This is a genomic window from Actinomadura hibisca NBRC 15177 (assembly GCF_001552635.1).
GTDB lineage: Bacteria > Actinomycetota > Actinomycetes > Streptosporangiales > Streptosporangiaceae > Spirillospora > Spirillospora hibisca.
Genome location: NZ_BCRO01000010.1, coordinates 44,515 through 59,706, shown reverse-complemented (window position 1 = coordinate 59,706; position 15,192 = coordinate 44,515). Strand labels below are relative to the sequence as shown.

Here is a 15,192-nt window from a genome sequence, read left to right as displayed (position 1 = left end):
GGGGTTCAGTCGGTGCGCTACTTCTTCTTGCTGCGGCCGCCGAACAGTTCCAGTCGGGCCTGCTCGACGGCGCGTGCGCTGCGCGTGTCACGGACGTGCCGGTGGGTGACGTCGTCGAAGGCTCGGATTGCGGCGGCGCGGAAGGTCTTCCAGGGCTCGGTGAAGTCATCGTCGCGCACCCGCTGCCAGAAGATCTCTTCGGCTTCCGGCCAGTACGCGGCGGCGGCTTGCTCGCCCCAGGCGCAACGGCCGAGCTTGTTGCCCGTCAGCGTCGCCCATGCCTTCTTCGCGGCGAAGTCGAGCCGCGAGCCGTAGACGCTGCCGTAGGCGCGTAGGTCGCCGATGCGCTTGGCACGTCTGGGGTCGGTTTCCTGGACCCTGATGGGCAGTGGCGGAGTGACGGCCGAGACGAACTGGACGTCCTTGGTCTTGCCGTCCTGCTCGAAGCCCAGAGCGCGGACCTTGTACTCCGCCATCTCCGCGATGTTGCCGAACACCTCCGGACGTTGCGGCCGCGCGGCGTTGTTGGTGTCGAGCTGGAGCAGCCCGTCCAGATCGCGCCACAGTGCCCGGCCGGCGTCCGCAGGGCGGGCGTAGCGGTTGCCCTGCTTGCTGATCTGGTGGATGACGTAGGGATCGTTCGTCGGGGGTTGTTTGGTCCGGCGACCCCAGGTGATGTAGGCGTCGGTGACCTGCTGTCCCGTCTCGTCGGGGACGAGCAGGAGTGCGTGCTGCCAACCGCCGGTGAGTCTTGAGCGCGGTCCGTTGTAGGGCCGGGTGCCGTGGGGGGCTTGGAGGGGGTCGGGCAGGTCGGGGAGTTCCCAGGGGCAGAGGTCCTGGTCGCCGCGTACGTCGGGGTCCGGGATGAGCAGACCGGCGAGCAAGGTGTCCAGGAGCGAGTCGCCTTCGAGGTGGTAGGACAGGCTGGATCGCAGCGGACCGGCCGAGACGTCGGCGGCGCTCGTGCCGTCGTGGACCCGTGTCGCGCAGCGCCCGGACGGGCCGTAGTAGAGCCAGATGAGCAGGGAGGCGAACGCCTCCGCCGTGGGGATCGGCACTGGGGAGGCGTCCCAGTGGTGGCCGAACCAGACGGCGTTGTTGCCCGCGGGGCGGCCGAGGACGAGTTTGTTCACTCCGGCTGCTTTGGGGCAGACGGCCGGGTCGGCCAGACGTGGGTCTTGGAGGAAGGGGCGCTTGTCGTCGAAGAGGTCGAAGCGGCCGTCGAACTTGTTGAAGTAGGCGGCGACGGCATCGGGGTTGAGGCCCTGTTCCTGGATTTCCTCGCGGCGCTCGAACCAGTCCTCACCGTTTGGAGAGTCTTCGTCCAGACCGGCGATGCGGGCGACCATCGCGTACAGGAGACGGTAGACGGCGGAAAGGGCGGGCGCTGGGGTGATGGCCAGCGACTGGATCTCGTGTGCGTGCGTTAGCAGGTCACGGAAACCGAGCGCTGAGGGTTGGGTGGGGGTCGGGTTGCGCCAGATGACTCCGGCCCATGGCTCGCTTGCCAGGTCAAAGCCGGCTTTCGCCATTGCGGACGCCACCTTTCCCGACGGAACTACCGAGCAGTAGGCTGACTTTCCATGCCTGGTGGCAGCGCAAGTGCGCATCACCAGGCGTGTTCCCCGCGCGAGCGGAGGTGAGCCGCCCGTCAGGTGCAGTTCAGAACGCAGCGGACGTTTACTTCTTACGAAAGCGGAGGCTGCCCTTTCTTCGGGGCGATGATTCCTTGAAGGGGCGGCTCGACGTCCATCCGGCAATGTGATGTCACGCTCGGACAGAATGAATCCATCGCGAGGGGCGTCATCACGATTTTGACAAGTCCATCAGTTGCAGGCCGGTCATTTCCGTATAGATACAGGGATTTGACCGCATACGGCCAGTCCATACACCGATGCTGTCCGTGTGCATGGGCAGCAGTCGCCAGGTGCGCAGTACGGCATTGTTACTCCATGCCGGAGGAAGTTCCAGCAGCTCAGCGCCCTCTCGGACCCAGGTTCCCGGAACAGGGATCATCGACTGGGCGATGATCCGCGCCTGTGCGGCGGTGACCCGTCCCTCGCCGTGCAGGCCGGGAACGGGGACTTCGCCCTCCTCGTCCAGCGTCCAACGCCCCGGGGACTGCTCGTAGGCGCACACGATCCGATCCGAGTCGGCCCCCAGCCGCGTCACGATCAGCGACTCGTCCACCTTGGTCCTGGTTTCACTCAGCCGCCGCAGGTCACGCAGCTTCCGGTCGTTCGGAGCGTCGATCCAGACGAGATCGGCGAGCTGGGTCTGCGCGGCATGATCGGCCAAGCGCGCGCCGTCCGCACGCGCCAGGTCGTCGGTGGCTTCCTGCGTCATGGGGAAGCGTGCGACGAAGTCGCTGTCGTACACGGCGTCGACCAGGCCCTGCACCATGCCGGGAACAGCGATCGGCTCGTCGCTTCTTTCGTCCAGCAGCCGGCTGGTGCGGCGGAGCAGGGACTCGTCGTAGACAGTCCCCCAGCTCTTCGGGACCTCGAAAGCGCCATCGGGGCCGATCGGATCGAGCACGACGATGCGCGGGTCGGCATCGAGCCAGCTTGGCCGCAGCGCCTCGTGCAGGTCAGCCTGCCTGCCACGGTGGCGCTGGCACCGTCCGGAACGCTGGAGCAGCAGGGCGATCGGTGCGAGATCGGTGATCAGGAGATCGAAGTCCAGGTCGAGGGATTGCTCGACGATCTGCGTGGCGACCAGCACGGTACGCGGACGCTTGCCGTGCTTTCCGAAAGCGGCTTCGCACTCCTCGGTGATGCGGGCACGATCGCTGGCGCGGAACCGGGCGTGCAGTAGCTTCAATGCCGGTGGCTCGGTACCGGTCGCCTGCAGTTCGCTGAACCATCGGGCGAGATCGGCGTAGGTTTCCTGGGCTTCGAGGACCGTGGTGCAGCACACCAGGACGCAGCCTCGGTCTTCGGTGACCAGCGGCTGGAGCAGTTCGCGGATCACCGACAGCCGTTCGTCGGTCGGCGCTGCATCCGCGTCGCGCCGAACCTGCCTGGTCTCGAAACGCAGGTTGCGCTCGCGTTCGCTCGGCACGCTGTACGGCGGCGACACCACCCCGCTGACCGCATCGCCGAAGAGCCAACCGGGATAGCGAGTCTGGATCTCTCCGATTCCTGGGTGACCACTCCCCCGCATGTAAGCCTCGACCAGGGCTCGGGCGGACTCGCCGGTCAAGGTGGCCGAGAGCAGGACGACGGGCGCTTTGAGGGCTCCGAGCCATTCCAGCATCCGGATCAACAAGGCGTTCATCCACGCGTCGTAGGCGTGCGCCTCGTCCACGACCACGACCTTGCCCGCCAGGGCCGTGAGACGGAGCATGTTGTAGCGCACCGGCAACACGCCTCTGAGACCTTGATCAATGGTGAAGGTGCTCAGCGGTGCGAACAGGCCCCGCTGGCCAGCGCGGAGCCACTGTGTCGCGGCGATCGATGCGGCCGGATCGCTGATCACGGGGTCAGCGTCTGCGGCCGCCGCCGACGCGTCTGCTGCCGCATCCGAAGAGAGCCAGGCCATGCTGTGCACGCGCGTGAGCGCCGCGTCTCCTAGAAGTGCGCGCCCGGCGAACTTGGCGACGCGCTTGTGCATGGCGTCGGTCGTCGCCATCGTCGGCAGGCAGAACCCCAGGCCGCCGACCCCACATGCGCGGCTCAGCACACCTGCCGCGTGCAGGGCCACCTCCGTCTTGCCATCTCCCGGCGGCGCTGTGACCATCAGGATGCCGGGCCCTTGGACCAGACCAGGCAGGTTGTCGGCGACCGATGCCTGCAGCGCGTTCGGTGTGTCAAAGTCGAAGAGTTCACCGAAACTGCGATCGGCGAACTCTGCGCGTCCAAGGCCAGCTTCTCGCACGACGCCTGGCGCGTCAGCAACCGAGCACTCCCAGTGCGCCCGTATCGCGTCCGGCGTGGCCTCCCATCCTGGGGGCGGAAGGCGTTCACTGATGAACGCCTCCTGACTGGCCAGCCAGTCCGCCGTGATGATCATGCCGAGTACGACGACGATCACCGGAACAGGCAGATGCTCGACGAGGGGGTCCTGCGCTCCGGTCAACTGCTGAAGCACCGTGGCATGGGCACGGGATTGCGCTTCCCAGACCCCTTCGCCCAAACCGTCCTTCGACTGCCGGGGATGGGCCAACTCGCTCTTGTCCATCGCCGGGCAGAAGAGCCCGTGATGGCCTCCGAGCATCTGCGCGACCTGATGCGCGACGTCGCGTCGGTAGTTGGTACCGCTGAGGTACCCCGACTCCCGAAAGATCTCCACGAGCAGCCGGTGGCTTGCCTCGTTGTGACTGAGAGCCGACGCGGGTCCGCATACACCGTATTCGGGCGCCTCACGAAGCAATGCTTCGTAGGGCTTCTTGGCCAGCACCTGGAAGGAGGGCGACACCTTGCCGATGTCGTGCAAGCCGCCCCAGAAGCAGATCAGCCTCCGCATGTCCTCTTTGGCTCCGGTCGGCGTCGTCTGCGCCAAGGCTGGGATGCCGGGAGCCCACACGTCGTAGAGGGCGCCGACGATTGCTGCCGTGTCGATGAGGTGGCACAGCACCGGGTAGGGGCGGGGAAGACCGCATTCCTTGCCCCACAATCGTGCGTCTGGATCAGGCTGCTCGCGATCACTCTCAGACATCGCCGAACTCCTGGGATGAGGCTGAGGTTCCTGACCGTACCGACTACATCAGGGACCACTGACAGAATTGTTCTCCAGGTCTTAACCTCTCCGCATGTCATCTCCGATCGCCATCCCAGCATCAAGGTCTCAAATCGGTAACGCCCGGATATAAGCCCAGGTCGCGAAGGGTTCTCTCCGCGCGAGCGGAGGTGGTCCGGCGTAACTCCGTGGCTGACCACACCGCACCCCGTTCTCTCCGCGCGAGCGGAGGTGGTCCGTGGTCCTCCAGCGACTGACGGCCCGGGACGTGGTTCTCTCCGCGCGAGCGGAGGTGGTCCGTTCAACGCCCAGTTCAGGCAGGAGTTCCTGGAGTTCTCTCCGCGCGAGCGGAGGTAGTCCGATAGGCGCGCTTGTCTTCCCCAACACCACGGGGTTCTCTCCGCGCGAGCGGAGGTGGTCCGGGTCCGCCTGCTTTGCCGGTACCGATCAGAGTGTTCTCTCCGCGCGAGCGGAGGTGGTCCGACCGACCTGGCCGCCATCGCGGCCGAGCGAGCGTTCTCTCCGCGCGAGCGGAGGTGGTCCGATGTCGGGGCTGCTCAATCCCTCGGTGAGACGGTTCTCTCCGTGCAGGTGGAGGTGGTCTGGAGTCAGTTAGCGCACACGCCTAAGGTTGTTGCGGAGGAACACCTACGCTTGATGCCCTCCAGCAGCATGGGCGTCGGCCAGCCCCGCCGTGCCACCACACCCGTCCGCGTCGGAGCGTTATGTTAAGTGAGGTACGGATGCGCTGATCCGGCCTTGCTCACCGTAGTGACCGGATCAGCACATCGAAGCGAGGCGCGTCGGGCCACGATGGACGAAGACGCCCTGCCTTCTTCCACCCCCACGCGGCGTACGCGCGGTTGGCCACCTCGTTGTCAGGTTCCACCAGCAGCGTCGCCCGTGCCTCGTGGCGGCCGCGCAGCAGTTCGTCATGCAGAGCCCGCGCCACTCCTCGGCCCTGCCACGTCTGGCGCACCATGATCTCCGACAGCGCGAACGTCCGGGTGCCGGTCTCCTCGGTAAACCCTGGTTCGGGTATCTCCTCCAGCCCCTGCCACCAACTGGCATTCGGGCTCAGAGGCCACCCCCAGGTCTGCCCAACCGGTTCACCTTGTGCGTAGGCGATCACCATGTCGAAGCCACGGCCCGCGCCGGTGTAGGCGTCGAACCGCTCCATGAACCGCTCGGGAGAATCGAAGGGATCACCGGAGGTGATGGCGGTGGTGTAGGACCCGACGTAGATGTCCTGGACCACGTCGCGGACCTCGCGGGCCGCCAGGGCGTCGAACCTGCGGAACGTCAACTCGGGGCGATCGGTCATCCCACGACGCTATCCGCCGCGCATCTCCTTGACCATCGTCGCCGCCGCCGCGTCGAACCGCTCCGCGAACTCGGGCCTCTTGGTCTCGGCCTTCTCCCGAACCGGCCGCAACGCTTCCAACGACCGCATCGAACGCACCGGGCCCTCTAGCGCCTTCAGCGCGTCGTCGCCGACCTCCAGGGCCGCATCAACGTCACCGTCCCGTAGGCGCATCTGGGCTTCCACCGCCCGATAGAAAGCCCGGTTGCGCTGCGGAAGCGACGGGTCTTCTACCGCGCGCCCGTACAAGACCGCTGCGGCGGCCGGCCGCCCCTGGTCGGCCAACGAACGTGCTTCGTGACCATCGATCTCGGTCGGGGTCACGAACGCGAACCACTCAGGGTCCACGCCGCCTCCGTCGGCGCGCTCCAGCTCCCGGCGCGCGGCTGCGAGGGACTGCCTCGCCAGCGCAGTATCGCCCACCAGTGCCGCCGCTGGGGCCCGCCGCATCTGGATCAGCGCATACAGCCGTGGGGCAGGTTGGCGGCCGACCGCACACTCTGCCTGGTTCAAAAGCCGCAGAGACTCCCGCGCCGGTCCCCGCCTGCCGCTCTGCCGGGCCAGCGTCGTTGATTGCAGAGCCATCGTCACGAATACGTGAGCGCTCAACAGCGGGTCTCCGGCCCCATCAGCCAGCGTCCGCGCCTCTTGGACCAAGCGCCGGGCCAACGACAGATCACCGGCGTCGAAGGCGACGAAAGAACCGCAGACGCCGAAGTTCGCGCCGACGGCCAGCAGTTCCCGACCGACCTGCTCGGGATAGTCGCTCTCGTCGATCATGTTCCGCGTCTGTGCGAACAAGCGCATCGCGTCGCACAGGACGCTGCCGCCACCGACCGTCCAGTCCCTGGCATACAGATGCTCAAGCGAGCGGCGCAGTAGGTGCAGATGCCCAGCTCCCACCCGTTCGGGTGGTGCGGCCGGAGCCAGTGCGCTTGCCGCCAGCGCCAGGGCGCTGGCGTTGAAGGTTCGGCGATCCACAGTCTCTTCCAAATGGGAATAATGCCACGTTGTATCCGGTGTACCCAAGATGAGCGGCGCAAGGGCCTGACGAGGCATACCGATTGCGTCCACCCATCCCAGCAAGTCGCGGATGTCATACAACGTGTTGCGCTCTCCCGACTCAATTCGCGTTACTCGAAGCCGCGTCCACCCCGGCACCAGTTCGGCCATCTGTTCCTGCGTCAGGCCGACCGCGGACCGGAACTCCGCCAGCGCCGCCCCGAGGTCCTGGCGGGCCAACGCATTTCTGAACGGCTCTGAGTCCCACAGCCAAGCCGGTGCCCGACTCCCGTCCACGCGAGCGGCACGCTGGCACGGCCCGCACAGTGATTCGCGGTTGTCAGAGGCCAACAGTGTGTTCCGGCATGCAAGGCACAGGCGTGACGCGCGTGGCATGGCCACTCCAGGCACTAAGAGTCAGGGGTTGAAGCGCTCCGTGATTTCACGGTAGTGCGTCGAAAAGCGGCCCGCCACGTGTGAATGTTCCAAAACGGAACCAAGCAGTCGCTTGGTCACGTTCCGTTTTGGTGCTGGCCGCCCATCTCCCCGCGGGCTTAGCTGGCACACACCACTCCATCCGACCTGGGAGGGACCGTGAACGGCACCCGCCGAGACGCCATAGCGCGCCTGGACGCACTGGCCGCCCGATTGACGGCCTCACCGCTCACGGCCGACCGCGACGACGAGCAGGAACTCCCACTCCTTCACGTGACCAATCCCCATCTGGTTGACGTACGAGGCAAGGCGCTCCTGACCGGAACGATCCTGGTCAGCCACGACCACCACGACCGTCCCGTCTTCTGCTGGTCCGACGGCGACATGCTCGGCCACGTCGATGACCTCGCCAGCGCCGCCGACAAGGTGCTCGTCGCCCTCACCGTCGCGGAAGAGGTCGCATAGCTGTGACACCGACGGTCGCCTGCGCACGCCGGCTGGCGCCCCAGAGCACTGCGTTAGGACGCACGCAATGATGTCTGCCCCCCAGCAGGACAACGCGGCCTCTGAACGGGCCGCTGAACGGCTCACCGCAATCGAAGCCGTGCTAGAGCAGTTCGGTTTCTACGTCGTCACCCAGCCGCACTCGCTCTTCGTGTATCCGAAGCACCCTGGCAGGGCCACCGCCGAGGTCGGCTGTGAGCCCAGGCCCATCGACGGCGACCACCTGTGGTACCGGATCCGTGGCGGCGACCAAGCCTGGATCGGCCGCGCCGAGCTCGATGAATACCTGGTCGCCGCCGCCCAAACCCTCATCGAGTGGACGGTCAAGAACAACTACATCACCCCCCGCGACTACCTGACGGCCGTCGCTGGGGAGCTGGCCCGCCACGGCCTCACCATCCGTCTGGTCAAAGGCTCCGTGCACGGTGACCAGCTCCGTGTCTTCGCCCTCGCCGGAAGCTCTCGTGGCCTCACCGGCACCATCACGTGTAGACGTGATCCCGACGACCCTCGTCAGGTCAGGTTCTGCCACGACTGGGGCGATCCACCATCCGACACCCACGAGGTCGAGTTCGATACCGACGAGGTCGGGGCGGTCGCCGCCCGCGCCCTCTCCTTCGCCACCGGCCCCAAGGCCAAGCCCCGGACCGGCACGTGAACCGACTAACGAACCGGATTCAGACCAAGCGGCGGAACGCCGTCGGCCAGGGCTGCGGCCCTGAACAAGAAGACCATTCTCTTCCTCCCCTGACCGACGCCGACCACCTGTGGGTGCTGGGTCTCGCCCTCAGGTGTCGCGGCTGGACGATCGCCTTTGGCGAGTTCAAGCGTGGCCAGTGGAGAGAGCTGCGCAACGTACCGGGACGCCGCCGTCCACACGGTCGGCAGGTCGTGCTCCACACCCACCCCGCTGGCCAACCCGACTCCCCGTTTTTCGTCGTTGTACGCGACGCCCACTTCGCGCACCTCCACACCCGCAATCGCACCATCGCGCCCGTCACCGACGTCCCGACCGCCGTCCGGGTTCTGCGGTTCGTGGGCCGGGCCCCTGCAACCCTGCTCTCTGACGACCTCGTGGAGAACCGCCCTTTCCCACTGATCGGTGGCTCTTCACTTTTCCACCCTGGGACGGCAGATCCCGGGCGTGGCACTGCCCTCGGGAAGAGGCAGCTGAAGGAGGAGCCGCCCGGCCCATCCCCGCAGGGCTGGGCGGCGACCCCCTCTAAGAGACATGGCCTGGGGATGCCGAATATGCCCCCGGCCACGTCTTCCACCTCACTGATCCCGCACCGGCCGAGGACACCCTGATGCCCCCTCATCCAGCCCCCACCGCCCCGCCCACCGCCGACACCGCCGCCGTCAAGGCCAGCCTGCGCGAGCAGTTCCCCGGCTGGCAGATCATCCCCACCGACCGAGGCCGTTGGTGGGGCGTCCGCGAGCCCCTGCCCATCGGCGACGACGGCGCGGTGAACGATCACGGCCAGACCAGCGTGGTGATCGCCGAGACTCCCGACGAACTCCGCGAGCGCCTAGCGGCGGCCGACCCCCGCCCGAACCACAGGGAGCGTTCGTGATGCTCCAGGCCGCTCCCGAGGAGCTGCTCTCCGCCCCCTTGCCGGAGATCCCAGGGTTCGACCCGTTCACCGCTCAGTACGCGCGCGCGATCGACGCTCTGCGGCGCGGCAAGGACAACTTCGACGCTGACCGCGCGCTCGCCGACGTACTCCTGCGCGCCTACCCCCAGATGCCGGACCTGCTCCGCGTCGAGCGGCGCTTCCACGAGCGCGCTGTTCGCCGCGTCGTCAGGCGCGGTCTCACCCAGCTCATCGACCTGGCGCCGCTCCTGCCCCGTCCCGGGCAGGCCGTCACCCACGACCTCGTGCGCAAATGTCGCGTCGTCTACGTGGCCAACTGCCCCATGGTCGCCAGCTACATCCGCGCCCGGAACGGCCTCAACTCCGCCGTCAGGGTCGTGGATGGCGACCTGAACGACCCCGCCTCCATCCTGTGCAGCCACGAGATCAAGTCCCTGATCGACTGGAAGCAGCCCGTCGCGGTCCTGGCCACCGGCGGCGTCCTCGACCAGATGCCCAACCCCGCTGTCCTAGCCCCGATCCGTGACCTGCTCGCACCCGGCAGCCACCTGGTCATCTCCCACCACCACGCAGTGCCCGACCTCGCCCCCGCCGCCCAGATCCTCACCCGCGCCTTCCCCGGCTGGACCCGACGCGACCGCGACCAGATCTTCGCACTGCTGGACGGCCTCGACGTCGAGGAGCCGGGCCTGCGCCGCGCTGTGGACTGGCCACGCCGCCAAGCCACCCCCGCCGACCGCGCCCTGCCGGTCCTGGCCGGTATCGCCACCAAACCCCAGAACGCCGACAGGACCTAGAGAGGCATCGGCCGTGCGGATCGACTACGTCAACTGGCGGCATGGCGGCCGCCATGCCGCCAACTACATCGGCGATGGCGGCGCCCCCGACTACGGCGAGTTGCTGCGCCTCATGAGCGTCGGCGCTTGGCCCGGTGTCCTCGCTCTCGGGGAGGCCGACCGGTACCGGTTCAACGGCGGCCAATGCACCTGGGAAGCGATCGCTGCACTCCGCAGCGTCGGAAGCCCGCCGTATCAACCGTTGTGGGGCCGCCTGCCCGACCGGGGCGGCCCGTTCGCGCCGATGCTGCTGGTGGACCCCACTCAGATCATCGTCAACCGGTGGTACGACGACCTGCTGCCCGACGCCGCCGCCCGCACCGACAACACACTGCTGGCCACCGACGTCAGCAGCGGCGTCCAGTTCCGGCTGGTGGTGGTCCACCTCGACATCCACAACGGCGATGAACGCCTGCGCGAGGTCCGGCGGTTCGACCGGTTCTCAAGGCACGATGCCCCGACGTTCCTGGTCGGCGACTTCAACTCCACGCCCTCCGGGCCGTGGGTGCCCGACGACCTCAACGACCCCCGCGTGGACTGGTTGCCCATGCAGCGCTCTTACCGGGCTCTGTTCCAGCACGGGCCCGCCCAGGGCGGTCCGCTTGTCCATGACACCCGCGCCTTGGACTACTTGATCGGGTACTGGAAGTCCCCCTGCGTTCTGGCCCGCCTGCTCGCGTCCTTGCGGCATCGCAGGGTAGACGGCCGCCGCGTCGGCGGCCTGGGCTATCTCGATGTCGCGGAGATGGCGTGCGACTACACCCCCACCCAGCATCCCCGCGTCAACGGGTCCGCGCCTCGTGCCGTGGACCGGATGTTGGTCAACCAGCTCGCAGCCGGAGCCTATGTACCCGGCTCCTACACCGTCTTCCCGCCTCTCGACCCCACCCGGCCTGACGCCGACTCTGACCACAAACGCATCACCGCCGAGTTCGACCTCTCCTCCCCTCAACTAGAACGGATCGCTCTCATGACCGGCCTACCCCACGGATAAATGCTCGCCAACCAGCCGTTCGATCCGGGCGTACCTCGGCGCGGTGAGCGTCGCCCATACCGCACGGCTACCGGTGACGAATGTTCGAGCTCGCGGCGCCACACACCACGCACGAGCCGCGGGTTCGCACGGGCGGGGCCCGCCGCCGATGCCCCTACCGGTGGTGGGCGCGCCCTTCGCCACGCCGGTTCCGGCGTAGACCGCGATGCGGTTGTTCAGCGCGCACGGCGGCCGCGTTCGGCTTGATGGTGCTCTTGCTGGTGGCCATCTCAGGCTCCGTTCCCGGCCGTCGGCCCGTCCGCGACGGGGCGCGGGCGGGAGGAGGACGACACGAACGACCATCAGATGCTCGCCAGTATGACCGCCACCGGGTTCGTCCTGGCGGGGTGCCGCTGGCGGACCACCTGTCCCACCCCGACAAGATCATCCCAGGCCAGCTGGAGCAGGTGCGCCACCTTGCTCAGACCTATCGCGGCTGGCTCTATCAGCATGGCGCGGGCGGTCGCCTGCAACGCCGCATCTCCGAACTGCTCAACCACGCCACCGGCATGATCTTCCAGGCGCCGGACGGGAAACTGCGCTTGGCGCTGCTGGACGCTACGGCCGACGTCACCAACCTCGCCGCTTACACGCAGCAGCACTATGTGCCGACGTTGTAGGCCGCGCGCCGCCGACGATGCCTTGGTCGACCATGCCGTGGTGCGGATGACCGGTCATCGCATCGAGCTGGCGCAGCCTGCCGACGTCCTGTCCTATCTGAATGCTGCCTGCGATCGCTCTCAGACGTCGCCGAACTCCTGGGATGAGTCTGAGGTCCTCACCGCACCGGCTGCGTCAGGGGCGACTGACAGAATCGCTCGCCATGCCTTAGCCTCCCCGCATGTTACCTCCGACCGCCGCCCCAGCATCAAGGTCTCAAATCAATAACGCCCACATATAAGCCCAGGTCGTGAAGGGTTCTCTCCGCGCGAGCGGAGGTGGTCCGTTCAGCGTGCCGACCGCGGCTTTGGCGCCGCCGTTCTCTCCGCGCGAGCGGAGGTGGTCCGACCCGATCCTGATCATCACCGCCGAGGGCACGGTTCTCTCCGCGCGAGCGGAGGTGGTCCGATCCCCGCCACGCCGGTCAGGGTCCGGCCGCCGTTCTCTCCGCGCGAGCGGAGGTGGTCCGCGCGCCCGTTGGTGTCGAGCGCGGTACGCCCGGTTCTCTCCGCGCGAGCGGAGGTGGTCCGATCACGGCCGCATCGTGCGACACCGCCTCACAGTTCTCTCCGCGCGAGCGGAGGTGGTCCGTGCCTTAACGGCGTTCTCGTGTGACTCACGGTGTTCTCTCCGCGCGAGCGGAGGTGGTCCGCAGGTCGACCGCGACACCGGCGAGGTGAAACCGTTCTCTCCGCGCGAGCGGAGGTGGTCCGCTGACACCGGCCAGGGGGAAGCTTCCCGCGAAGTTCTCTCCGCGCGAGCGGAGGTGGTCCGATGACGGCGAGCGAGTCAACCACGGCCGGCTCGTTCTCTCCGCGCGAGCGGAGGTGGTCCGGTGAGCGGCGGCGGTCACTACGCCATGCAGCAGTTCTCTCCGCGCGAGCGGAGGTGGTCCGCTCGGGCCGCTCCCCATGGGGGTGTGGCTGCTGTTCTCTCCGCGCGAGCGGAGGTGGTCCGCCGGGTCTCGTGGGGCTGCACAGCGCGGGCGCGTTCTCTCCGCGCGAGCGGAGGTGGTCCGTTCTTGCACGCGATACGTGATCGCGTTGACCTGTTCTCTCCGCGCGAGCGGAGGTGGTCCGGCCCCAGGTCATTGAGGGCAAACCCCCACGACGTTCTCTCCGCGCGAGCGGAGGTGGTCCGCGCCATGGCCAAGCCCACGATCCGCTACACCAGTTCTCTCCGCGCCAGCGGAGGTGGTCCGTTGCCCCCCAAGCCCGCGCGCGCCCCCTGGTGGTTCTCTCCGCGCGAGCGGAGGTGGTCCGTGGCGGCCGGTGTGCTCGACGTCCTCCAGACCGTTCTCTCCGCGCGAGCGGAGGTGGTCCGGTCTCGGCGGTGCCCACCGCCATCTCGCTGGCGTTCTCTCCGCGCGAGCGGAGGTGGTCCGCCCTCGGCCTTGAGGACTCCGGCGGCGTTCTGGTTCTCTCCGCGCGAGCGGAGGTGATCCCTCATGGGTTACCGGTAAGCAGCGCGGATAGTTCGTTCTCCTGGTCCGCGCTGCGGACTGACCACGGCGCCCAACCAGCGCCACCAACCGCAGCACGTCGACAGGACCTGAGAGGTCCCGATGGCAGTCGTGCAGATTGACTTCATCAATCTGCACGACTGCCATGCCAACACCAACTACATCGGAGGCTCCCTGGCGGCTAGGCGCTGGTGAGGAGGTTGTCGTAGGCCGTGGAGCCGGTGCGGCCAGTCATGAAGGAGAGGAATTCGGCGACGAACGCGCCGGACGTGATGTCGCCCGTGGTGGTCGTCTGGACGTCGCGGTGGAAGCCGGAGCGGAAGAGCTGGCGGTACTCCTCGGGGGAGATCGTGCCGCTGCCGTCGGTGTCGGCGGTCTCGAACAGGACCTCGGCGACGTGGGCCAGCGCGGGGCCGGACAGGGCACCGGCGCCTGCGGCGAACTCCGCGCGGGTGACGACCTCGTCCCCATCGGTGTCCATGGCGGCGAGCAGTTCCTTCCACCAGGCAGAGAAGGCGGAGAACAGGCGGGTCTCGGCCGGTTCGTCGAGGTCGAGCCGGGTGGCGATTTCCCGGGCCATGGCGGCGAGGTCGGGCCAGGTCAGGCGGCCGTCACCGGTCTGGTCGAGAACCTTGCTGAACAGGTCGGCGGCTCCCCTGGTCTCGGGAGTAGCCTGCCGGGGGACGGTCGGGCGCAGCACGTCCTGGGCCTTGGCCGCCTGCCGCATCAGGACGCCCATCATCTTGATCGGGCCGAGGGTGGACTCGCGGGACGGGTCGAGGATGTCGATGACCACGTTGGTGCGTGCCAGCGACGGCGGGAGCAGCATCGTGATCACGCCGACGCCGAAGTAGCCGCCCCGCATGAGGGCGTCCGCGCCGGGCGGAGCGGTGTAGCCGAACTTCGACCGGTAGGCCTCGGGGAGCGAGGCGAGCGTGACGGCTGAGGCGATCGGGCTGACCATGGCGCGGGTGATCGCCCACAGCGTGGGGTGGCCCTTGAGCAGCGGAGGGGCGGGGACCGTCGTGAACAGCCCGTTGATGATCGACTGCACCGCCTCGTTGTCCTCCAGGCGCGTCTCGACCATCCTGGCGAAGTATGTCCGGAACTCCCGGAGCGTCGGCGCCAGCAGGTCGTCGCGCCCCTGCAGGAGGGTGAGCAGCGCCTTGTACTCCTCGTACAGCTGCTCCTCCTCCTTGGCGGTGAGCGGCGTGCCGCTGAGCCGGCAGACCTCGACCGTCGAGTCGTACAGGGTGGCGATCACCCAGGCACGGGCGTCGGAGTCCAGCGCGTTGTAGGGACGGCCCTGCTCGTCGGTACCGCTGATGCGCGCGTGCAGCCGGTTGAGCCGGTCGACCTCGCGGAGTTGGACGGCGGCGTCCTCGTCGACGAGCCGGTCGACGCTGGTGATCGTGTTGAACAGCCGCCGCCACGGGTGCACGACGAACGTCGAATGATCCAGTAGGGCACCGCCCACCTGCGGATGCGCGGCTTCCAGGACGGTGGCCCGGACGGCGGCCAGTCCCCAGCGCAGCTCGCTGCTCAGCTTCCGCAGCAGGGATCCGGCGCCGAACCGGCGCGCCAGTTCGATCCGTCGCTCGTGGTCGAGAGTATCCGTCACG

The 15,192-nt window shown here is 67.8% G+C and carries 12 protein-coding genes and 2 CRISPR repeat arrays; of the genes, 6 read left to right on the top strand and 6 right to left on the bottom strand.

Annotated elements, in window-relative coordinates; genetic code table 11:
• Positions 1-17: 17 nt before the first annotated feature.
• The 4 genes from casA to AH6_RS03665 all read right to left on the bottom strand — a co-directional run bounded on the left by casA (position 18) and on the right by AH6_RS03665 (position 7,285).
• Positions 18-1,532, bottom strand: coding sequence for a type I-E CRISPR-associated protein Cse1/CasA (gene casA, locus AH6_RS03680; protein ID WP_067473445.1), 1,515 nt, complete (start codon positions 1,530-1,532; stop codon positions 18-20).
• 274 nt (positions 1,533-1,806) lie between these two features.
• Positions 1,807-4,659 carry a CRISPR-associated helicase/endonuclease Cas3 gene (locus tag AH6_RS03675; protein WP_067473442.1) on the bottom strand — a complete coding sequence of 951 codons (2,853 nt, stop codon included), beginning with the start codon at positions 4,657-4,659 and terminating at the stop codon, positions 1,807-1,809.
• A gap of 170 nt (positions 4,660-4,829) precedes the next feature.
• Positions 4,830-5,285: direct repeats of the CRISPR family, unit length 29 nt; unit sequence GTTCTCTCCGCGCGAGCGGAGGTGGTCCG.
• Positions 5,286-5,443: 158 nt separating this feature from the next.
• Entirely contained in the window at positions 5,444-6,004 is a 561-nt protein-coding gene (locus AH6_RS03670; RefSeq protein WP_067473439.1) for a GNAT family N-acetyltransferase, read from the bottom strand.
• 9 nt (positions 6,005-6,013) lie between these two features.
• Positions 6,014-7,285 carry a helix-turn-helix transcriptional regulator gene (locus AH6_RS03665; RefSeq protein WP_067473434.1) on the bottom strand — a complete coding sequence of 424 codons (1,272 nt, stop codon included), beginning with the start codon at positions 7,283-7,285 and terminating at the stop codon, positions 6,014-6,016.
• Positions 7,286-7,639: 354 nt separating this feature from the next.
• On the opposite strand from AH6_RS03665, the gene AH6_RS43345 reads away from it, so the two are divergent.
• The gene (locus AH6_RS43345) at positions 7,640-7,945 is read left to right on the top strand and encodes a hypothetical protein (protein ID WP_157431239.1); all 306 of its coding nucleotides are present in this window, start codon (positions 7,640-7,642) and stop codon (positions 7,943-7,945) included.
• 139 nt (positions 7,946-8,084) lie between these two features.
• Complete coding sequence (locus tag AH6_RS43340) at positions 8,085-8,642, top strand: hypothetical protein (protein ID WP_157431238.1); 558 nt, start codon at positions 8,085-8,087, stop codon at positions 8,640-8,642.
• Positions 8,643-8,647: 5 nt separating this feature from the next.
• Here the strand turns inward: AH6_RS43340 and AH6_RS43335 are convergent, their stop codons facing one another.
• Complete coding sequence (locus tag AH6_RS43335; protein ID WP_157431237.1) at positions 8,648-8,956, bottom strand: hypothetical protein; 309 nt, start codon at positions 8,954-8,956, stop codon at positions 8,648-8,650.
• A gap of 335 nt (positions 8,957-9,291) precedes the next feature.
• Here AH6_RS43335 and AH6_RS03650 point away from each other — a divergent pair, with 335 nt between their 5' ends.
• The 4 genes from AH6_RS03650 (at position 9,292) to AH6_RS03635 (ending at position 12,068) form a co-directional block, all read left to right on the top strand.
• Positions 9,292-9,558 (top strand): hypothetical protein, encoded by a 267-nt coding sequence (locus AH6_RS03650; protein WP_067473427.1) that lies wholly within the window; start codon positions 9,292-9,294, stop codon positions 9,556-9,558.
• Positions 9,558-10,376 (top strand): SAM-dependent methyltransferase, encoded by an 819-nt coding sequence (locus AH6_RS03645; RefSeq protein WP_067473424.1) that lies wholly within the window; start codon positions 9,558-9,560, stop codon positions 10,374-10,376. The genes AH6_RS03650 and AH6_RS03645 overlap by 1 nt, the downstream gene beginning before the upstream one ends.
• A 13-nt stretch (positions 10,377-10,389) precedes the next feature.
• Entirely contained in the window at positions 10,390-11,409 is a 1,020-nt protein-coding gene (locus AH6_RS03640; RefSeq protein ID WP_067473422.1) for an endonuclease/exonuclease/phosphatase family protein, read from the top strand.
• A 386-nt stretch (positions 11,410-11,795) separates the two neighbouring features.
• Entirely contained in the window at positions 11,796-12,068 is a 273-nt protein-coding gene (locus tag AH6_RS03635) for a hypothetical protein (protein ID WP_067473420.1), read from the top strand.
• 297 nt (positions 12,069-12,365) lie between these two features.
• Positions 12,366-13,553: direct repeats of the CRISPR family, unit length 29 nt; unit sequence GTTCTCTCCGCGCGAGCGGAGGTGGTCCG.
• Positions 13,554-13,751: 198 nt separating this feature from the next.
• Here AH6_RS03635 and AH6_RS03630 read toward each other — a convergent pair.
• Positions 13,752-15,191 carry an oxygenase MpaB family protein gene (locus tag AH6_RS03630; RefSeq protein ID WP_245679163.1) on the bottom strand — a complete coding sequence of 480 codons (1,440 nt, stop codon included), beginning with the start codon at positions 15,189-15,191 and terminating at the stop codon, positions 13,752-13,754.
• Position 15,192 lies beyond the last annotated feature (1 nt).

Bases quoted from the DNA above. Each gene is read 5' to 3' on its own strand.
- casA (WP_067473445.1), bottom strand. From the start codon at position 1,532: ATGGCGAAAGCCGGCTTTGACCTGGCAAGCGAGCCATGGGCCGGAGTC.
- AH6_RS03675 (WP_067473442.1), bottom strand. From the start codon at position 4,659: ATGTCTGAGAGTGATCGCGAGCAGCCTGATCCAGACGCACGATTGTGG.
- AH6_RS03670 (WP_067473439.1), bottom strand. From the start codon at position 6,004: ATGACCGATCGCCCCGAGTTGACGTTCCGCAGGTTCGACGCCCTGGCG.
- AH6_RS03650 (WP_067473427.1), top strand. From the start codon at position 9,292: ATGCCCCCTCATCCAGCCCCCACCGCCCCGCCCACCGCCGACACCGCC.
- AH6_RS03645 (WP_067473424.1), top strand. From the start codon at position 9,558: ATGCTCCAGGCCGCTCCCGAGGAGCTGCTCTCCGCCCCCTTGCCGGAG.